The sequence below is a fragment of the Gordonia sp. SCSIO 19800 genome, from assembly GCF_018132775.1.
Classification (GTDB): domain Bacteria; phylum Actinomycetota; class Actinomycetes; order Mycobacteriales; family Mycobacteriaceae; genus Gordonia; species Gordonia hongkongensis.
Window position 1 is genome coordinate 162,399 of sequence record NZ_JAGRQM010000009.1, and the last position, 18,721, is coordinate 181,119.

General features: G+C 67.7%; 18 protein-coding genes and 1 pseudogene. 8 read left to right on the forward strand and 11 right to left on the reverse strand.

Annotation, left to right across the window (positions count from 1 at the left end):
* The first annotated feature begins 80 nt into the window (after nucleotides 1–80).
* A complete protein-coding gene (locus KB201_RS12930; RefSeq protein ID WP_058252466.1) occupies nucleotides 81–425 on the forward strand; it encodes an Lsr2 family protein in 345 nt (114 codons plus the stop codon).
* 91 nt (nucleotides 426–516) lie between these two features.
* Nucleotides 517–1,563, forward strand: coding sequence for a PHP domain-containing protein (locus KB201_RS12935; protein ID WP_058252465.1), 1,047 nt, complete (start codon nucleotides 517–519; stop codon nucleotides 1,561–1,563).
* Between the two features lie 36 nt (nucleotides 1,564–1,599).
* Here the strand turns inward: KB201_RS12935 and KB201_RS12940 are convergent, their stop codons facing one another.
* From KB201_RS12940 to KB201_RS12965, 6 genes are all read right to left on the reverse strand, one after another.
* Complete coding sequence (locus KB201_RS12940) at nucleotides 1,600–2,694, reverse strand: LLM class flavin-dependent oxidoreductase (RefSeq protein WP_058252554.1); 1,095 nt, start codon at nucleotides 2,692–2,694, stop codon at nucleotides 1,600–1,602.
* Nucleotides 2,695–2,717: 23 nt separating this feature from the next.
* Nucleotides 2,718–3,791, reverse strand: coding sequence for an ABC transporter substrate-binding protein (locus KB201_RS12945; RefSeq protein ID WP_058252464.1), 1,074 nt, complete (start codon nucleotides 3,789–3,791; stop codon nucleotides 2,718–2,720).
* 32 nt (nucleotides 3,792–3,823) lie between these two features.
* Nucleotides 3,824–4,612: an ABC transporter ATP-binding protein gene (locus KB201_RS12950; RefSeq protein WP_058252463.1), complete on the reverse strand. Its 789-nt coding sequence runs from the start codon at nucleotides 4,610–4,612 to the stop codon at nucleotides 3,824–3,826.
* Between the two features lie 40 nt (nucleotides 4,613–4,652).
* Complete coding sequence (locus tag KB201_RS12955; RefSeq protein ID WP_058252462.1) at nucleotides 4,653–5,498, reverse strand: ABC transporter permease; 846 nt, start codon at nucleotides 5,496–5,498, stop codon at nucleotides 4,653–4,655.
* A gap of 127 nt (nucleotides 5,499–5,625) precedes the next feature.
* On the reverse strand, nucleotides 5,626–6,225 hold the full coding sequence (locus tag KB201_RS12960) for a DUF1707 domain-containing protein (protein WP_058252553.1): 600 nt from the start codon (nucleotides 6,223–6,225) through the stop codon (nucleotides 5,626–5,628).
* A 68-nt stretch (nucleotides 6,226–6,293) separates the two neighbouring features.
* Nucleotides 6,294–7,529, reverse strand: coding sequence for a serine hydrolase (locus KB201_RS12965; protein ID WP_211539420.1), 1,236 nt, complete (start codon nucleotides 7,527–7,529; stop codon nucleotides 6,294–6,296).
* 93 nt (nucleotides 7,530–7,622) lie between these two features.
* On the opposite strand from KB201_RS12965, the gene ygiD reads away from it, so the two are divergent.
* Nucleotides 7,623–8,498, forward strand: coding sequence for a 4,5-DOPA dioxygenase extradiol (ygiD, locus tag KB201_RS12970; RefSeq protein WP_159371226.1), 876 nt, complete (start codon nucleotides 7,623–7,625; stop codon nucleotides 8,496–8,498).
* A 3-nt stretch (nucleotides 8,499–8,501) separates the two neighbouring features.
* Here ygiD and KB201_RS12975 read toward each other — a convergent pair whose 3' ends face one another.
* Complete coding sequence (locus KB201_RS12975; protein ID WP_058252460.1) at nucleotides 8,502–8,987, reverse strand: SRPBCC domain-containing protein; 486 nt, start codon at nucleotides 8,985–8,987, stop codon at nucleotides 8,502–8,504.
* 3 nt (nucleotides 8,988–8,990) lie between these two features.
* Entirely contained in the window at nucleotides 8,991–9,362 is a 372-nt protein-coding gene (locus KB201_RS12980; protein WP_159371227.1) for a helix-turn-helix transcriptional regulator, read from the reverse strand.
* A 169-nt stretch (nucleotides 9,363–9,531) separates the two neighbouring features.
* Between KB201_RS12980 and KB201_RS12985 the strand changes: the two genes are divergently transcribed.
* Nucleotides 9,532–10,902, forward strand: coding sequence for an LLM class flavin-dependent oxidoreductase (locus KB201_RS12985; protein WP_211539421.1), 1,371 nt, complete (start codon nucleotides 9,532–9,534; stop codon nucleotides 10,900–10,902).
* A 6-nt stretch (nucleotides 10,903–10,908) separates the two neighbouring features.
* Here the strand turns inward: KB201_RS12985 and KB201_RS12990 are convergent, their stop codons facing one another.
* Entirely contained in the window at nucleotides 10,909–12,570 is a 1,662-nt protein-coding gene (locus KB201_RS12990) for an ABC-F family ATP-binding cassette domain-containing protein (RefSeq protein WP_159371229.1), read from the reverse strand.
* A 113-nt stretch (nucleotides 12,571–12,683) separates the two neighbouring features.
* On the opposite strand from KB201_RS12990, the gene KB201_RS12995 reads away from it, so the two are divergent.
* From KB201_RS12995 to KB201_RS13010, 4 genes and pseudogenes are all read left to right on the forward strand, one after another.
* A complete protein-coding gene (locus tag KB201_RS12995; protein ID WP_211539422.1) occupies nucleotides 12,684–13,883 on the forward strand; it encodes an NAD(P)/FAD-dependent oxidoreductase in 1,200 nt (399 codons plus the stop codon).
* A 109-nt stretch (nucleotides 13,884–13,992) separates the two neighbouring features.
* A pseudogene (locus KB201_RS13000) lies at nucleotides 13,993–14,429 on the forward strand (DUF1801 domain-containing protein).
* Between the two features lie 271 nt (nucleotides 14,430–14,700).
* Nucleotides 14,701–15,078 carry a VOC family protein gene (locus KB201_RS13005; protein WP_211539423.1) on the forward strand — a complete coding sequence of 126 codons (378 nt, stop codon included), beginning with the start codon at nucleotides 14,701–14,703 and terminating at the stop codon, nucleotides 15,076–15,078.
* A gap of 109 nt (nucleotides 15,079–15,187) precedes the next feature.
* Nucleotides 15,188–16,153: a hypothetical protein gene (locus KB201_RS13010; protein ID WP_211539424.1), complete on the forward strand. Its 966-nt coding sequence runs from the start codon at nucleotides 15,188–15,190 to the stop codon at nucleotides 16,151–16,153.
* A gap of 27 nt (nucleotides 16,154–16,180) precedes the next feature.
* On the opposite strand, the gene KB201_RS13015 is transcribed toward KB201_RS13010, so the two are convergent.
* Both KB201_RS13015 and KB201_RS13020 read right to left on the reverse strand, forming a co-directional pair.
* The gene (locus tag KB201_RS13015; RefSeq protein ID WP_254859766.1) at nucleotides 16,181–16,873 is read right to left on the reverse strand and encodes an alpha/beta fold hydrolase; all 693 of its coding nucleotides are present in this window, start codon (nucleotides 16,871–16,873) and stop codon (nucleotides 16,181–16,183) included.
* Nucleotides 16,874–16,895: 22 nt separating this feature from the next.
* Nucleotides 16,896–18,614, reverse strand: a complete 1,719-nt coding sequence (locus KB201_RS13020; RefSeq protein WP_211539425.1) for a CocE/NonD family hydrolase — start codon at nucleotides 18,612–18,614, stop codon at nucleotides 16,896–16,898.
* Between the last annotated feature and the right edge of the window lie 107 nt (nucleotides 18,615–18,721).

An 18,721-nucleotide genomic window follows, 5' to 3' on the forward strand; every position in this document is an offset into this window, starting at 1 on the left:
TCAAAACGGGGGGACGCAGGTTTTCGGGCCTTGCACGTCCGTCTTGGTCGGATGACACAATTCGAGGGGACAAGCAATTCATGGCGAAAAAGGAAATCGTTCAGGTCATCGACGATCTCGACGGTAAGGTGCTGGATCAGTACGAAACCGTCCGGTGGTCACTCGACGGAAAGAACTACGAGTTCGACACTTCGTCGAAGCACGCGCAGCAATTCCGCGATTCGCTGTCGAAGTACCTCGACATCTCCCGCCAGACCGGTCGCGTGACCAAGCGCACCGCAACGGCGTCGACTGCGACCGGGGGCGGACGCAACAAGGAGACCACCAAGGCGATTCGCGAGTGGGCCATCCGCGAAGGTTACGAACTGAGTGATCGCGGTCGCATCCCGCAGAGCATCATCGAGGCCTTCGAAGCCGCACACTGATCGGTCAGACCTGACCGTCATCACACATGAGACCTGTTGCCCGGCCGCCTTTCGCGTGCCGGGCAACAGGCGTTGAAAGGGCTGTTCGCCGATGAGGCCCCTGACCCCGCTGTCGGCTCCGGTGGACCCGATTCGCGCACTCGAGCGCATCTCGTGGCTGCTCGAGCGTCGCCGGGAGAGCACGTACCGCGTGGAGGCCTTCCGCCGCGCCGGGCAGGCGGCCGCCGGACTCGACCCGTCCGAGCTACACGCACGGGCTGTCGCCGGCACTCTCACCGCGATCAAGGGAATAGGCAAGACCACCGCGGCGGTCATCGCCGAGGCCGCCGACGGTGAGCTACCGGGGTACCTCGCACGTTTGCAGGGCGAAGATCCACCCCTCGCCCCCGACGGCGCCGAGGGCCTCGTCGAGGCCGTGGTCGGCGACCTGCACGCCCACACCGACTGGAGCGACGGCGGCGCGCCCATCGACGAGATGGCCGCGGCTGCGGAGGCCTCCGGCCACGACTGGCTCGCGATCACCGACCACTCGCCGCGCCTCACGGTCGCGAACGGACTGAGCGCGGAACGGCTCGCCGCCCAGATCGAGGCGATCGACAACTGGAACACCGGTCACAGCAGCCACTTTCGTCTCTTCCGTGGAATCGAGATCGACATCCTCGACGACGGCACGCTCGATCAGACCGACGAGATGGTCTCCCGGCTCGACGTCGTGACCGCGTCCGTGCACTCCAATCTGCGCATGGCGCACGACGCCATGACCGACCGGCTCATCGCCGCGGTCTCTGATCCACGGGTGCACGTCCTCGGCCACTGCACCGGCCGGCGAGTGCTGAGCGGGCGCGGCCACCGCCCGCCCTCGACCTTCGACGCCGAGGCCGTGTTCGCCGCCTGCGCGGCCCACGACACCATCGTGGAGATCAACTCCCGTCCGGAGCGGGTCGACCCGCCCGACGAACTGATCGAGATCGCCGACGACGCAGGCTGCCTGTTCGCGATCGACTCCGACGCCCACGCACCCGGGCAACTCGACTTCAAGATCCTCGGCGCGCGGCGGGCCGTCGACCACGGCATCGACCCCGACCGGATCGTCACGACATGGTCGTCGGACCGGTTGTCGGAGTGGCTCGCCCGCTGAGCTGTCCCGGTGGGGCCCGAGCGGTCCAGAACGCTGTCAGCTCAGGGCGTCGACCCGGTCTCGGATCACCGGCAGCACGCCTTCGGCGAACCAGTGCGCTTCCTCGATGTGCGGATAGCCCGACAGGATGAAGTGGGAGAAGCCCTCGGATTCGTACTCGCCGATCAGCGCCGCGACCTCGTCGTAGCTGCCGACGAGCGCGGTGCCGGCTCCCCCACGGATGAGCCCGACCCCCGCCCACAAGCCGGGATGGATCTCGAGCGCATCGCGACGTCCGCCGTGGAGTTCGGCCATCCGACGCTGACCGGTCGAGTCCGAGACCGAGTGCAGGGCGAACGCGGTCTCGATCTCGTCGTCGGAGATCCCCTGCAGCAGTGTGTCGGCGACCCGCCACGCCTCCTCGGAGGTCTCGCGGGCGATGACATGCAGCCGCACACCGTATTCGAGTGACCGGCCGACCGTCTCGGCGCGTCGCGCCACCTCCGCGATCTTCTCTCCGGCCACCGCCGGCGGCTCGCCCCACGTGAGGTAGACCTGGGCACGCGAGGCCGCAACGGTCAGTGCCGGGTCCGACGACCCGCCGAAGTAGATCCGCGGTGGATCGGTCGGCGGATCCGCGAGGAACGCCCCGGCGATACGGTAGAACTCTCCGTCGAAGTCGACGGTCTCACCGGACCAGAGCCGGTCGACGATCTGCACGAACTCGTCGGTGCGCGCGTAACGGCGGTCGTGGTCGACCCAGTCACCGAACCGGCGTTGCTCGACCTCGTCACCGCCGGTCACGATGTTGACCGCGATCCGTCCACCCGAGAATCGCTGGAGCGTCGCCGCCTGCTGTGCGGCCAGGGTCGGCGAGATCAGCCCGGGGCGGAATGCGACGAGGAAGGTCAACTGCTCGGTGTGGGTGATCGCGGCGGCCGTGGTCAGCCACGCGTCCTCACACCAGGTTCCGGTCGGGGTCAGGACACTCTCGTAGCCGAGCCGATCGGCGGTGCGTGCGACATCGATCAGGTACGGCAGGTCTGGCGCACGGTAACCCGGAGGGTGCCGTTTCGTCGCCGATGCATGTGAGGCTCCGACGATCCCGCGGCTGTCACCGGCGGTCGGCAGAAACCAATGGAAATGGCTCATGGGCGTGTTCCCTTCTCGCGCCACTAGGATTGGGGCGTGCCGAACAGCGGTGCCAGGGCCTCGTCGTAGCGGTTGTCGACGAACTTTGCGAAATCGACCTGCCCCTGGAGTTGCCCGGAGTCGGCGAAGGCATCGGCGAGCTCCTGCTCCGACGCCACGACGCTGTCGTCGAGTGCGATCGCGGGTCGAAGGCTGCGGCCCTGGGCGATCGCGCCGGCCCGCGGGTCGATCCCGACCTCGGCGGAGTACTGCTCGGCCCACTCTTCCGGGTTGGCCTTGGCCCAGTTGGCGGCCCGCGCGATCCCGAGCGCCAGTTCCCGTACCGCGGTGTTGCGACGCGGGTCGGCAAGCGCCTCGTCGCCCGCGATCCCGAAACCGTAACCGTTCGATACGCCTTCGGCCGTGACGAGCGTCTTCGGGTTGTTCTCGAGCTGGACGATCGCGGTGTACGGGTCCCAGATCGCCCATGCGTCGACGTTCCCGGAGGTGAACGCCGACAACGCATCCGCGGGCTGAAGGAAGACCGGCTCGACATCCTTGCCGGGCCCCAGGGTCAGATTCACCTTGTTCAGTTGCAGCAGCAGATGTCCGTGGGCCGAGCTGCCCTTCGCCACGGCGACCTTCTTGCCCTTGAGGTCGGCGACCGAGGCCAGTGTCGACGTTCCCGGGATCAGGATCGCGTCGCCGCTGGCGTTGTTCGCGTACCCGGTGACGATCTTGACCTTCGCGTTCGCCGCGGCGCCGAAGATGGGCGGCGTGTTCCCGGTGACCGCGAAGTCGATCTTGCCTGCGGTGGCGGCCTCGATCTGCGGCGGGCCGGAGGTGAAGGTGGAGAATTCGATGGTGAACGGGAGCTTCTCGAGTTCGCCCGAGGCGCGCAGTAGGGCTTCGGTGCCGCCCTTCTGGTCTCCGACTCGGAGGGTCAGGTCCTGCAGTGAGGCGACGTCGACCGTCTCGTTCGCGATCGATTCGGCGGTGTCCTCCCGCTGCACACAGCCCGCGAGGCCCAGGGTCAGGGCGGCGGTGGCCAGCACGGCGGCGAGCACGCGGCGTCGTCGGGCCCGGGATGCGCGCACGGAAAGATGGTGGTGTGTCATCGAGATCGGCTTTCGGTCAGGGAACGGGAGGGTCAGCGCGCCGGATCGGCGACGCCGAGTGCGGTCAGCAATTCGGCTCGCAGGCGCGGGATCTCGGAGTCGGGGTCATCGGCGTCGCCGGTCTGACGTGGACGGGGCACGGTGAGGTCTTCGACGATCTCGCCACCGGCCAGGACGACGACGCGGTCGGCCAGCCGCAACGCCTCGTCGACGTCGTGGGTGACGAGGAGTGCACCGAACCCGTTGTCGCGCCACAGCGAGATGAGCAGTTCGTGCATCGTGCGCCGAGTGAGGGCGTCGAGTGCGCCGAACGGCTCGTCGAGCAGCAGCAGTTGCGGACGGGCCACGAGCGCACGGGCGAGCGAGACCCGTTGCGCCTGACCACCCGAGAGTTGCGCGGGCCACGCACCCGTCTTGTCGCTCAGGCCGACCTCGTCGAGGGTGCGGCGCGCGCGTTCGCGGGCCTGTGACTTGCCGACCTTCTCGCGCACGAGGCCGAAGGCGACGTTCTGTAAGACGGTGCGCCAGGGGAAGAGTCGCGGTTCCTGGAAGGACACCGCCGGGTGACCGGCGGTCCGGACGCTGCCCGACTCGGTCTGCGACAGGCCCGCCAGCAGGCGAAGCAGCGTCGACTTGCCGCTGCCGCTGCGTCCGATGAGCGCGACGATCTCGTGCGCCCCGACCCGCAGGGTCACGTCCCGCAACACGAGATAGTCCCCGTAGCTCAGGCTCGCGTTCTCGACTTCCGCGGCGTATCCGGCGGGGTCGACCAGGTCGTCGGCGGACGGGACCTCGAGATCGCGGGTGGCGATGGCGGTCATGGTAGGGCCTCCTGGACTCGGGATGTGCGGGTTGGGGGCGTCACCGGTTCTGGTATCGGGTCGTGTAGCGCTCCAGCGCACGCACGATGGCGTCGGTGATCAAACCCAGTGCGGCGTAGACGATCAGGCCGAAGAAGATGATGTCGGTGCGCAGGAAGTCGCGCGCGTTGTTGATCAGGTATCCCAGCCCGGACGTGGCCGCGATCTGCTCGGCGACGATGAGGCTGAGCCATGCGATCGCCAGGGCCTGGCGCAGACCGACCAGGATCTGCGGCATGGCACCCGGGATGATGAGATCGCGGATGGTGGTCAGCCGCGAGAAGCCCAGCACGCGAGCGGTTTCCACCAGGCGGCCGTCGATCTGGCGAATCGCGGCGGAGGTGTTCAGGTAGAGGGGGAACAGCGCGCCGAGGGACACGAGCAGCACCTTGGGCATCTCGCCGATGCCGAACCACAGGATGAACAACGGGATCAGACCGAAGAGCGGAAGTGCGCGTATAGCCTGCATGTTCGGGTCGATGGCCGAGTCGGCGAACTTGCTCAGGCCGACCAGCAGGCCCAGACCGATCCCAACCGCGACGCCGATCGTCAGTCCGATCGCGACCCGCTGCGCCGACGCCGCGATGGCGTCGAGGAGTTGTCCGTTGTTCAGGACCTCCCACCCGGCCTCGGCGATCAGCGACGGTGCGGGCAGCTTGTCCTGCGGGATGATCCCCAGTGCGCTGCCCACCTGCCAGAGCACGAGAACGGCGATGGGTGACAGCGCGCGCAGGATGGTGTGCAGCCGGGACGACCGGCCCGCCTTGGCCGATGGGGAGTCGGACGACCCCGGGTCCACCGCCCGCGGATCGCCGGGCGCGCTGATACTGAGTGTTCGGTCGGCCACGTGCGGCAACGTTACGAATCGGGAAACACTCGCGACACCGTTGAGTTCAACGTGAGCACAAGTAGGAAACCCGCCCAGCGTTCGCGTAACGGCGAGCGGTCAGCCCCGGTCGATACCGTTCGATGCGTCAGCTCCGTTTGATGACGATGCCGGTCATCCCCGACGCCGACCCCGTCAGCTCGATCACCGGTCCGCCCGGACGCGTCGGTGCGCCGGCCTTGTCCTTCACCTTCGACCATCCGGATAGTTGGAGGTCGCCGTACCTTATCTCCTGATCGGGGCCGATCCGGAGCTTCACCGTGGTGATGGAGACCTGCAGCTGCAGGATCGTCGACGGCCCGGGGAACGTCGCATGGGTGAAGTCCATGTCGACGGTGCCCATGCTGCCGGTGACCAGCGTCGACGGCGGAACATGCCACGTGCCCTTGCGTCGAACCGTCTCCCACTCGGCCGCGAGGTGCACGGGCCCGGCCGAAGGGACGGCGACGGCCGGGGTCGCGGCTACGGCCTGGCCCGGCTCGTTGAACAGGCGACCGGCGTTCGGCAGGTGTTCCAGGACGGCTCGCAGGTCTGCGCGGGTCTTGGCGGCGTACACCAGACCGGACCGGTCCTCGAACTCCGCGATCTCCAGATATCCCGACGAGAAGGCGTCGTTGAGAAGAGTCACGGCCCGTTCGCGTTCCGGGTTTCCGACCCGTAGATCGTCGTCGGGGAGGCGGTCGACCATACCTGCCACCTTATGGCACCCGCGCTGGGTGGGTTTTCGCAGCACGACGGCCGGGGCTCGCGGCGGCGTCAGTTCCGCGGGATCGGTGGCGCGGAGTCGGGGGCCATCAGGGCGCCGATCTGCGCGAAGATCGGATTGCCGCCGTTGGCGTAGGAGCCGTCCGGACCGAACGCCTCGGCGTCGTAGGTCACCGCCACCGCGATGGCGATCTTCTCTGACGGGAGATACGCGACGACCGCCGCGTAGCCGTTGAACAACGGGTTCTGCACGATCCAGCCGCCGGTCAGCACGACTCCCATGCCGTAGGTGTACTCCTCGTTCATCGGCCGGCACGTCGAGCAACCGGCCAGCGGACGCGCCACGCCGCGGAGCCGGGTGGAGACCATGGTGTCGTAGCCCTCGGCCGACAGCGTCTCCCCCGCGAAGAGTTTCCGGGCCGTCGCCTCGACGTCGTAGATGTTCGACGTCTGGATCGCACCGTGGGTGATGCTCCACGACGGGTTCCAGCCGGTCGTCTCCTCGTAGAACGGCGTCGACGGTGGAGGGTTCAGAATCCCGCGGCGTTCCGACGAGTTGGCATGCAGGGCGGGTTCCGGGATCACCGCCGTCAGATCCGACACCGTGTTGTCGAGGTCGAGCGGCTCGGAGATCCGCTGCCGGAGTAGATCCGCGACCGATTCACCGGTGATCTTCTCCAGCACGAGGCCGAGGATCACGTAGTTGGTGTGCGCGTAGTTCCAGTTCGTCCCCGGGGCGTAGAGCAGCGGCTTGTTCACCGCGTAGGACAACATCTCGTCGGTCGTCCACGCCTTGAACGGGTTCGTCAACTCCTCGATCTCGAACGCGTCGTTGCCGAGCACATAGTCCTGGTACCCCGACGTCATCGTCGCCAGTTGCCGGAGGGTGACCCGGTCGCTGTTGGGGATCTGGGGCACCCATGTCGCGATGATGTCGTCGAGGGCGACCGCCTTCTCGTCGACGAGTTGCAACAACACCGCCGCGACGTAGGCGATGGCGACCGACCCGTTGCGGAAGTGCATGTCCGCGGTGGCGGGTACACCGGTCTGCGACTCGCCGAACGCCTTGGTGGTCACCTCCTGGCCGTCCTCGGTGACACGCACGATCACCGACTTGAGGTGTTGGGACTCCATCAGACCTTCGACGATCTGCTCGATCTGCGCCGCCTGCTGCGGGCTCGACGACGAGGCCGACGAGGACGCGGGTTCGGAACCGCCCCCGGTGCCGCACGCCGCCAGAGCGATCGCGAGGACCGCGGCAATCAGCATTGACCAGCGCTTATGCATTGTATTGTTCCACGGGCGCCGAACCCCTGTCGGCGACTTCGGCGATTCCGGAGTAGCGTCGACTCCGTCCGCAATCGGCCGGAGGAGGCGACGATGTCAGCGGTAGACGCGACGAGCTCGGGGACGATGCCGGTCGCGTTCATCGGTCACGGCAACCCGATGAACGCCCTGGAGCGCAACAAGTACACCGAGGCCTGGGCCGCTCTGGGTGCATCGGTGCCGAAACCGCGAGCGATCCTGGTGATCTCGGCGCACTGGTACACCAACGCCACCGCCGTGACGGCGATGCCACGGCCGCGGACGATCCACGACTTCTACGGTTTCCCGCAGGACCTCTTCGACGTGGAGTACCCCGCCCCGGGCGACCCGGATGTCGCCGACATGGTCTCCGATGTCGTCAAACCCACGTGGTGCGGTCACGACATCGACAGTTGGGGTATCGACCACGGGACGTGGTCGGTGCTGGTGCACACGTTCCCGGATGCGTCCGTACCCGTACTCCAGTTGTCGCTCAACGCTTTCAAGGACTACGAGCACCACTACGAACTGGGCCGCCGGCTCGCCCCGCTCCGCGACCAGGGTGTGCTGATCATCGGCAGCGGCAACATCGTGCACAACCTCCGCGCGGTCGACTTCGCGAAGCCCGACAGCGGATTCGACTGGGCCCACCGGTTCGACGACGCGGCCCGAGAGGTGTTGCTGGACAAGCCGTCGAGTGTGCTGAGTCTGGACGGACATCCCGACTTCGACAAGTCCGTGCCGACCCCGGACCACTATCTGCCGATGCTGTACATCGCCGGTCTCGCCGGGGACGCCCCGCTGGATCTGCTCGTGGACGGCCATGCCGCCGGGTCGATCTCGATGGCCGCCTACACGCACGGGCTGGACGTCGAGCCCACGGGGTCCGGCGCCGGCGGCCCGGCCGCCGAACTGCCCGAGGGGTTCCCGACACTCAACTCGAACCTGTGACCCTCAGGCCGCGAGGAACTCGTCGATCTGGTTGATCGCCGACGACGCACCTTCGACGACTCCCATGTCGAGCACCTTCTGCAAGGCCTCGGCCGAGTCGTAGGTGCTGATGAAGGTGGCGACGGTCTTACCGTCCGTCTCGGTGAATGCGTAGGAATTGCGGGATTCGGGCATGTCGGTGATCGGGTTGAGGTCCCCGTCGGCAAAGCCGTCCAGGAAGGTGAAGCCGGTGGGCTCGTCCACCGATTCGACTTTCCAGTAGCCGCCGAACTTCTCGCCCTCGGGACTGGTCATGTAGTACGTGACCTTGCCACCCGGGCGCAGGTCGTGGTCGACGACGGTCGCCGGATAGGTGGGCGGGCCCCAGATCTTCTCGAGCTGACGCGGATCGGCGTAGATCTGCCACACCCGTTCGATCGGGGCCGCGAACTCGGCGTTGATGGTGATCGTCCGGGCGTCCAGGTCGGGTGTCACATCGATGACAGGCATTGTTCATTCCTCCGCTGTGGTTGTGGGTGAGGGTGATTCGAGCGTGAGCAGATCGTCGATGCGGGCGATACGACCACGCCACACCGCTTCGAGCTCGGTGAGCATCGAGGCCACCGAACGCACTGCCGCGACATCGCCGCTGGCCAGCTGCTCGCGTCCGGAACGACGCTTGGTGAGTAGACCGGCCTTCTCCAGGACGGCGACGTGCTTCTGTACCGCCGCGAAGCTCATGTCGTATTTCGCGGCGAGCACCGAGACCGAGTGTTCGCCGGCGAGCACGCGTCGCAGGATGTCACGACGGGTGCGGTCCGACAGCGCGTGGAACAGGGCGTCGGCCCGGTCCTCGTCTGTCGGTTCGCCTGCGTTCTCGGCCACGTCTCAAACATACAACCAATTGGTTGTATGTCAAGAGCCTGTTGCGATCACCCCGGGCGCAACCCTCGCCCTCGGCGTTCGGCGCGCCTTGACTTGTCCCGATCACCTCCCTGCCCGTGGCGGCACCTCCCCGACTCGCTCCGGCGACCCAGACCGAAGGACATCATCCGTGACCCGTCAGCTCCATCTCGGTGGTTTCTTGATCGCCTCCCCCGTCACCCATTCGCACGCCGCATGGCGTCATCCCGGCTCGGAGACCGACCACTTCGGGCCAGACCACTACCACCGGGTCGGCCGCATCCTCGAACGCGGCAAGTTCGATTTCGCCTTCTTCGCCGACCTGCTCGCCGCACCGGTCCGGTTCGGCGGCGACCAGTCCGAACCCTTCCGGCGCGGCACTCAGGCCGCCGCGACGATCGATCCGAGCCTGGTCGCGGCGAGCATCGCCGCCGTCACCACGCGACTCGGTATCGCGGTCACCAAGTCCACCACCTACTTTCACCCCTACGAACTCGCGCGCGTCTTCGGTTCCCTCGATCACCTCACCCGTGGACGGATCGCGTGGAACATCGTGACGTCGCTGTCGCAGGCCGAGGCGCAGAACTTCGGCTTCGACGACCACGTCGGACACGACGAGCGGTACGTGCGTGCCGAGGAGTTCGTCAGCACGGCGATCAAGCTGTGGTCGAGCTGGGATGCCGACGCCGTCACCGCCGACAAGGAGTCCGGCGTCTGGGCGGATCCGTCGAAGATCCACACCGTCGACCACGAAGGCACGCACTACCGCACGCGGGGTCCGCTCAACCAGCCCCGCTCACCGCAGCATCGCCCGGTACTCATCCAGGCGGGGTCGTCGAACACCGGCAAGGACTTCGCCGCGCGGTGGGCGGAGGCGATCTTCGAGATCGACCCGACCCCGGAGGGACGCCGGGCCTACTACGACGACGTGAAGTCGCGGGCGGTGAACTTCGGCCGAAATCCCGACCACGTCACAATCTTCCCGGCGTTCATCCCGTTCATCGGCGAGACCGAGTCGATCGCCCGGGAGAAGCAGGCGTTCCACAACGAACTCGCCGATCCGATCTCCGGCCTGATCACGCTGTCGGTTCACACCGACCACGACTTCTCCGCCTACGATCTCGACGCTCCCGTCGAAGACGTCCAGGTGAGCGGCACACAGGGGCTGTTCGACGTCGCCCGACGCCTCTCCGAGCGGGACAGTCTCACCCTCCGCGACATCGGCAAGCTCTACGCCCAGGGAGTCCTGCTGCCGCAGTTCGTCGGCACGGCCGCCGATGTCGCGGATCAGATCGAGGAGTCCTTCACCGGCGGTGAGGCCGACGGGTTCATCGTGTCGAGTGCGCAAACCCCGGGCACCTTCAACGATTTCGTGGACTACGTGGTGCCGGAGTTGCAGCGCCGCGGCCTGTTCCGCACGGGGTACGAGGGCACGACCCTGCGCGAGCACCTCGGGCTCGGGAGCGCCGAGGAGGATCTGCCCGCGGACGTGCGTGGGGTAGACACCCGGCTCGCGGGCTGAGAGAACTCAGCGCTCGCCGACCCGGCCGCCGTCGACGTCCCAGTGCCGGTCGACGCGCACGTTCTGCAGCATGCGCCGATCGTGGGTCACGAGAAGCACTGCGCCGTCGTAGGAATCGAGGGCGGACTCGAGTTGCTCGATGGCCGGCAGGTCGAGGTGGTTGGTCGGCTCGTCGAGGACGAGGACATTGGTGCCCCGCGCCTGCAGCAGGGCGAGCCCGGCCCGCGTGCGCTCGCCGGGCGACAGCTCTCCGACCGGCCGGTCCACGTGATCGGCCCGCAAGCCGAACTTGGCGAGCAACGTCCGCACGTCCGCGGTGGAGTATTCGGGGACCAGCGCTTCGAACCGTTCGGCCAGCGGCCGGGGACCGGTGAACAGGCCACGCGCCTGGTCGATCTCGCCGATCGCGACGTTGGTCCCGAGTCGCGCGGTCCCCTCGTCGGGTTCGACGCGACCGAGCAGTAGCCGCAGCAGCGTCGTCTTGCCGGCACCGTTGTGGCCCGTGATGCCGATGCGTTCGCCGGCGTTCACCTGTAACGACACCGGGCCCAGCACGAAATCTCCCTGTCGCACAACCGCTTCGTTGAGAGTGGCGACCACCGAGCTGGAGCGCGGCGCGGACCCGATGGTGAACTCGAGGACCCATTCCTTGCGCGGTTCGGCGACCTCGTCGAGCCGTGCGATCCGGCTCTCCATCTGCCGGACCTTCTGCGCCTGCTTCTCACTGGACTCGGTGGCGGCGCGGCGTCGGACCTTGTCGTTGTCCGGCGCTTTCCGGATGGCATTGCGGACACCCTGACTCGACCATTCACGCTGGATCCGAGCCCGGGCGACGAGGTCGGCCTTCTTGGCCGCGAACTCCTCGTACTCCTCGCGACGGTGACGACGCGCAACCGCCCGTTCCTCGAGGTAGCTCTCGTATCCGCCGCCGTACACGGTGTTGGTGTGCTGCGCGAGATCGAGTTCGAGCACCCGGGTGACGCTGCGCGCGAGGAACTCTCGATCGTGACTGACCAGGACGACGCCGCCCCGCATGCCGGCCACGACCTCCTCCAGGCGCGCGAGACCGTCCAGATCGAGGTCGTTGGTCGGTTCGTCCAGGAGCACGATGTCGAACCGCGAGCACAGCAGCGCGGCGAGCCCGACCCGCGCGGCCTGCCCACCGGACAGATCCGCCATCAGGGTGGCATCCGGGTCGATGACGCCGTCACCGAGCCCGAGGTCGGCGAGGACCGCGGGCAACCGCTCGTCGAGATCGGCCGCCCCGGTGGCCAACCAGTGGTCGAGCGCGGCCGCATACGTCTCGGCCGGATCTCCCGGCGCCGCGGCGTCGGGGTCGGCCAACGCGTCCGCCGCCGCGTCCATCGCCGCCGTCGCCGCCGCGCACCCCGTCCGGCGGGCGACGTACGCACGCACCACCTCACCGGGAACCCGTTCGTGCTCCTGCGGCAACCATCCGACGAAAGCGTCGGACGGTGCACGGGTCACCGTCCCCTCCAGGGGCGCGAGATCACCGGCGAGTACCCGCAGCAGCGTGGTCTTCCCGGCACCGTTCGCACCGACCACGCCGATCACGTCGCCGGGTGCCACCGTGAGATCGAGGTGGTCGAAGAGGACGCGGTGGGCATATCCCCCGGCGACGTCCTTGGCGACGAGCGTGGCGGTCATCGGTCCATGGTCGCACCCAGCTCTCGGACCACGAGGACCCGGCCGAGGCGGCTCCGGCACGCGGCAGCCGGCTCCCCCGGTTTTCCCGAGCGCCCGGCCGGGTATTGACCCGCATGGCCTCATCTCGCGAGACCCGACACTTCGACGTCGTCATCGTCGGCGGCGGAAACGCCGGCCTCAGCGCGGCGGCGCGACTGCTGCGCCTGGGCGTCACCGATGTCGCGGTGATCGAACCGCAGGCCGTCCACACGTACCGCCCACTGCTCTCCTACGTCGGCGGAGGTCAGGCGACGCTGCAGGACGCCGAGCGCACGCAGCGATCGGTGACGCCGGACGGGGTGACGTGGTTGCGCGACACCGCCGTCGTCGTCGACGCGGGAAAGCGGACGGTCCGCTGCGTCTCGGGCGCCGACGTCGGCTACCGGGACCTCGTCCTGGCCGTCGGACTCGTACCGGATCACGACGCGATGCCGGGGATCGAGCTCGCGATCGCCGACCCGGCGGTGGCCAGCAACTATCTCGACCGGGCCGAACAGACCTGGGATCTCGTCACCTCGATGCCGCGGGGTGGACGGGCCGTGTTCACCGTCCCGCGTCCGCCGGTCAGCTGCACCGGGACCACACTCAAACCACTCTTCCTGGCCGCCGCCCACTGGCGGCGTCGAGGAATCCTCGAGTCGCTCGACATCACCATGACCGTCGACCGGCCCCATCTGCTCGGCGTCGCGGCCCTCGACGCCCGCCTCTCGGAGTGCCTCGACGAACTCGGCGTCCGCGTGCTGCTCGACAGCTCCGTACGACTGCATCCGGTCGATCGCCGGGTCACCGTGGTCACCGGCTCGGACACCCAGGATGTGTACTACGACATGCTGCACCTCGTCCCGCCCTTCCGAGGTGCCGACCTGGTGACCGACTCGGACCTGGCCGGCGCCCGCGGCCGGGGGCTCGTCGACATCGATCCCCACACGCTGCGTCACCGCACCCATCCGTCCATCTGGGGAGCCGGTGACGGCGCCGCGATCGCGACCGACCCGTCGGGCGGCGGGTTGCGACGGCAGATCTCGGTGCTCGCCGACAACATCGCGGCCGCGCGGGCCGGCGAGGAGCTCACCGCCTACGACGGGTACACCGTCGCTCCGATCGCGACGGACGCACATCATCTCATCGCCGCCGAGTTCGACCGCGACGGGACCATCACGTCGTCGTTGCCGTCGGTCATCGACCCGCTCAAACCGCGCCGGAGTGCGTGGGCCTTCGACCGATATGCCCTCCCGCGCCTGTACTGGAACGCGATCCTGCGAGGGCGGGTGTGAGTCCGCGTCGAGACCTGTGACCGGTTCGGAATCGAGAAGCCCCTAGACCCGCCGCACTACCGTGAGAGCTGCCTCGGCCCCGAGGCCGTCGACCGCGAAGGGAACGCGAATGGGCAGCTCTGGAGGATTCTCCGATCAGGAACGGGCCGCGATGAAGGAGCGCGCCGCGGAACTCGAGATGGAGAAGACCCGCAGGCGCGGGAACAAGAAGGCGGCCGAGGAACTCGATCTGCTCGCGAAGCTCGAGAGCATGGACCCGGCCGATCGCGCGCTGGCCGAACGCATCCACGCGATCGTCACCACGGCCGCACCGGACCTCGCACCGAAGCTCTGGTACGGACAACCGGCCTACGCGCTGAAGGGCAAGGTGGTGTGTTTCTTCCGCAGCGGGCACGACGACTAGGAGCGATATACTCCACCTTCGGATTCACCCAGAACGCCAACCTCGACGACGGCGGATTCTGGCCGACGTCGTTCGCGGTCAGCACCCTGGACACCGAGGCGGAAAAGACCATCGCGACGCTGGTCGCCAAGGCGGTGAGCTGACCTTCCCCTTACTGCCTCATCCGAAAGACTGTAAACCCGCAGGTCCCAGCCCTGCTCCCGGAGGTGTGAGGAGCGTTAGCGACGAGCCACGAAGGGCCAGCAACCGGCGCGGGATCGTCCTCCCAGCGAATTTGCCTCCCCCTCAACAGGTTTGAAGGGTATATTGCCCTTCGCGCCGACTCACGGGGACGGAGATTCAGCGCTGGGAGCCGGTTCGGGCTTCTGCGAACAACGCCGGTTCGACTCCCGCGGCCGGACTACTCTGATCGCCATGATCACCGCGGTGCACACACTGATCTACTGCGACGACCCGGACGCCGCCCGCGCCTTCTTCCGCGACGTGTTGCGCTTCCCGCACGTCGACACGGGCGGCGGCTGGCTGATCTTCCAGACCGGTCCCAGCGAACTCGGAGCGCACCAGAATGCCTGGGAGCACGAGGGAAGCGCCGGGCGCACCGATCAGAAGTTCGACGTGTCGTTCATGTGCGACGATCTCGACTCCACCATGCGCGAACTCGCCGGCCGGGGCGCCGAGTTCGCGGGCACACCGACCGATGAGGGTTGGGGCGTGACTGTCCGGGTCAAGGTCCCCGGCGCCGGGGAGATCACGCTGTACGAACCGAAATACCCACCGCCCGCGCTCCTGTGAACGTCCGGACCCGTCCGCCGGACGTCGCTCATTCGGTCGCATGAAACCCGGCGATGCCCCCATCGAAGCGCGGTAATCTCCCGAGGTCACCGACCAGGAGGAGCCGACCGTGGGCAGTCCCTACGACCCCAACCAGCCGACCGCCATGGGTCCGCAGGGGCCGCAGCAACCCGGCTGGCCGCCTTCTGGCGGTCACCAACCCGGCGGGCCGCAGCCGGCTCCCGGCCAGCCGCCGAACCCGGGTCCGTACGGTGGGCAGCCGTACGGCCAACAGCCCTATGGCGGGCAGCCCTACGGCCAGCAGCCGTACGGCCAACAACCGTATGGCCAGCCGTTCGGTCAGCAATCACCCCCTCCGGCCAAGAGCGGGAGCAAGAAGTGGTGGTTCATCGGCGGCGGCGGACTGGTCCTCGTACTGATCGTCGTGGTGGCGGTGGTGCTGGCGCTGACCCTGCGCGGTGGTGGCGACGACGAACCGTCGATCCCGACCGCCTCGGCCCTCCAACTGGTGCTGCCCGAAGACCAGTTCCCGGACATCACGGGCGAATTCAGCACGGAGACGGGCAGTACCGACGACGACGACGGCAGCACCGTGGACAACGAGAAGTGTGCGACGCTGGTCCAGTCTCAGCAGACCGGCAACGAACGCGCGGAGCGCGAGCTCACCGAGACCTCGTCCTCCAACGAGACACTCTTCGGTCTCGACAACTACAGTGCCGACGTGACCAAGCCGGCCGACAACGGTTACGACGAGTTCGACGAGATCGTCTCCGCCTGTTCGTCTTTCACGCTGACCCTCGAGGACGGCGACGTCCCGGTCACTCTCGCGCTCGAGAAGGTCGAGCTGCCGATCGACGGTGACTACAAAGCGGTCCGGATGACCGGCGAGTACGAGGTCGGTGCGATCGAGGTTCACCTCGCCGGGATCATCGTGGTCGGCGAGGAGCGGGGCGTATCGTTCACGGTCACGCACAACACGGTTGACGACGCACCGCCCGCGATGGACACCACGGTCAGCAACAATCTGGCCGAGATGTTCACGGCCCAGCGGCAGATCATCGCCGACGCGACCTGAAGCCCGACGGTCGAGATTCGTCGGTCGTCAGAGGAGGATTCGCGCCACCGCGGCCGGGTCGTCGAAGATGCTCATATGCCAGGCCCCGGCGCAGACGATGAAGTCCGATCCCGGTATCCGCTGATGCATGGCTCTCATGGAGGCGACGTCGGACACCGTGTCGTGTTCGGCCGCGACCACGGTCACCGGGCACGAGATCGACGCGGTGCGTTGCGAACAGTCGAAGTGGGCGATCGCGCGCAGCGCCGACGCCCAGGACGCGTGGTCCGCGGCGGCCACGGCTTCGCGAGCGTAGCGGACGACCGGTCCATCGTTGCGCAATTCGTCTGCGCTGAACCAGCGTCCGAGTGTGCCGTCGACATCGACGGTGTCGGCCTCGACGGCGGCTGCCGCAGCGTCGAATGCCGGGAAGGGCGTGTCTCGGGTGCACAGCAGCGTCAGGCGGGAGACGAGCTCGGGGCGCCGGATCGCGAGTTCCAGGGCCACCTGTCCGCCGAAGGAATGTCCCACCACATGCCAGGGCGCCTCGGACGCAGCCGATTCCGCGACCCCGGCGGCGAGCCGCGCGGGTAGGTCGTCATCCGCATAACCCGGCGGCGGGCTGATCGCAGGCGTGATCACGTGTCCGTACTCGGCCAGCTCGGCACGCACGCCGTCCCACACCGCCGGCGACAGCGGGGTTCCCGGCAGTAGCAGCCAGGTCGGGGGTTCGGTCGTCACCACGTACTCTCCTCAGCTGTCGTCACGGATTCAGACCGGCCGCCGGATTCGTCGCCTCGATCAGCGGCACCGTCAGCATCGAGGGATGATCTCCGCCCCGATGAATCCGACACGTTCCGCGGGGACCGGTCTGATAGCGGGCGGGGAAATGTCCGGTCAACGGGTTGCCCCGGTCGACGTTCCGTCCCGCGAGCACCAGCCGCAGGCGATCGCCGGGCATGAAAGATGTTGCCGACGAACCGAGTCCGACCTCTATCTCCACGATCTGACCGGGCTCCAGCAACTGAACGCGGTCGAAGCTGTGCACCGGCCGGGCCACCGACGATGCATCGCGGTCCAGTGCTCGCAGGGAGAGCTTCTGCCTACCCGTCACGATGCGGTCCCGGCCGTATCCGTACGAACCCTCGAACGGGACCCACCGCGTTCCGGCCCATTTCTCCACTGCCACGAACAACGTCGCATCCCCACCGCGCGGCAGGCTAACCCATAGTCGAGCACTCATCGGTCCGGAGAGTTCGAGATGAGAATCGATGGCAAGGTCGTAGGCCAGCCCGGCCCCGCGCAGGTCGAGAACCGACGAACCACTCGCCACGCCTCCCCCGGTGACCCGGGTCAGACGATCACCGTCAGCGAGTAGCAGTTCGGTCCACGTGGTCGCCGCCGGCGGCCACTCATGTTCCTCGCGTACATCGGTGACCTCGGTCCGCGACCCCCGGACTTCGAGGCGGACCCGTGGCAGGGTCCTGGTCGTGTCCCCGCGCAGGTGTCGGTCGAAGAACGCGTGCTGGGTCGCCACCGCGTCGTCGCTGTAGAACGTCGCCCATTTCGGTCCGCGGTGGGTGTACAGGTACTTGTGAGCCGACCCGGCCCGCTCGAACGCACGCATCGAACCCGCGCTGTGCAGATTGCTGTCGGAGAAACTGGCGCACACCAGCATCGGCACCTCGATGGCCGTAAGATTCGGTGTCTTGCTCTGCCACCAGTCATCTCGCAGGGGGTGGCGGCGGCGTTCGGCACCGATGTCCTTCGACAACCGGGCGGCCTTCCGGGTGACGAGAGCCCAGATGCGGGAGAACCCTCTCTCGTCGACTCCACCGGGCTTCATGAAGTCGCGGTAGAGGTCGGTGAACCCTTCCCACGGACAGATCGCCGCGAGGTGGGGCGGGTGGAGTGCGGCCGCCTTGTACTGCGAGAGCGCGAGATACGACACGCCCAGCATGCCGACCGCTCCGGTCGACCAGGACTGCCGGCCGGCCCACTCGATCAGGTCGTGGACATCGAGGGCCTCGGCGTCGGAGAGCAGCGATCCGGTTCCCTCCGAGGTCCCCGCGCCGCGCAGGTCGGCATTGATGACGACGTAGCTCCGCGAGGTCCAGACCGCGGGGTCGGGCGCCTCCCAGCCCGTCTCACTCGAAACGCGATACGGCGCAGGTTGATTCATGATCCGGTACTGGAAGTTGATCTTCCACCCGAACCGCGTCCGGACCGGCAGCGCGTCCTTGCCGTAGGGGTGCGCCGAGAGCAGGACCGGAAACGGACCATCCCCCGCCGGCCGATACACGTTGACCCGCAGGGTGACCCCGTCGCGCATCACCACCGGGACGTCGGCATCCTTGATCATGTCGTCGGGTGCCGGGTAGATGGTCACCGGCGGACGTACGGCGTTCCGCAACCGCCGCAGGCCGTAGCGAAGAGCACCCGGGCGCCGCCACGGCCGGTCGTGACTCACCGAATCCCCCATACGACCTCCGACGACAGTGCGACACCCATGGCTGGACTCTAGGGCACGGGCCGAGGCCGCTCATGGCTCTCCACACCCTTGCGTGTTCCGTCAGCGATCGCTAACGT

Bases quoted from the DNA above. Each gene is read 5' to 3' on its own strand.
- KB201_RS12930 (WP_058252466.1), top strand. From the start codon at position 81: ATGGCGAAAAAGGAAATCGTTCAGGTCATCGACGATCTCGACGGTAAG.
- KB201_RS12935 (WP_058252465.1), top strand. From the start codon at position 517: ATGAGGCCCCTGACCCCGCTGTCGGCTCCGGTGGACCCGATTCGCGCA.
- KB201_RS12940 (WP_058252554.1), bottom strand. From the start codon at position 2,694: ATGAGCCATTTCCATTGGTTTCTGCCGACCGCCGGTGACAGCCGCGGG.
- KB201_RS12945 (WP_058252464.1), bottom strand. From the start codon at position 3,791: ATGACACACCACCATCTTTCCGTGCGCGCATCCCGGGCCCGACGACGC.
- KB201_RS12950 (WP_058252463.1), bottom strand. From the start codon at position 4,612: ATGACCGCCATCGCCACCCGCGATCTCGAGGTCCCGTCCGCCGACGAC.
- KB201_RS12960 (WP_058252553.1), bottom strand. From the start codon at position 6,225: ATGGTCGACCGCCTCCCCGACGACGATCTACGGGTCGGAAACCCGGAA.
- KB201_RS12965 (WP_211539420.1), bottom strand. From the start codon at position 7,529: ATGCATAAGCGCTGGTCAATGCTGATTGCCGCGGTCCTCGCGATCGCT.
- ygiD (WP_159371226.1), top strand. From the start codon at position 7,623: ATGTCAGCGGTAGACGCGACGAGCTCGGGGACGATGCCGGTCGCGTTC.
- KB201_RS12975 (WP_058252460.1), bottom strand. From the start codon at position 8,987: ATGCCTGTCATCGATGTGACACCCGACCTGGACGCCCGGACGATCACC.
- KB201_RS12990 (WP_159371229.1), bottom strand. From the start codon at position 12,570: ATGACCGCCACGCTCGTCGCCAAGGACGTCGCCGGGGGATATGCCCAC.
- KB201_RS12995 (WP_211539422.1), top strand. From the start codon at position 12,684: ATGGCCTCATCTCGCGAGACCCGACACTTCGACGTCGTCATCGTCGGC.
- KB201_RS13005 (WP_211539423.1), top strand. From the start codon at position 14,701: ATGATCACCGCGGTGCACACACTGATCTACTGCGACGACCCGGACGCC.
- KB201_RS13020 (WP_211539425.1), bottom strand. From the start codon at position 18,614: ATGGGGGATTCGGTGAGTCACGACCGGCCGTGGCGGCGCCCGGGTGCT.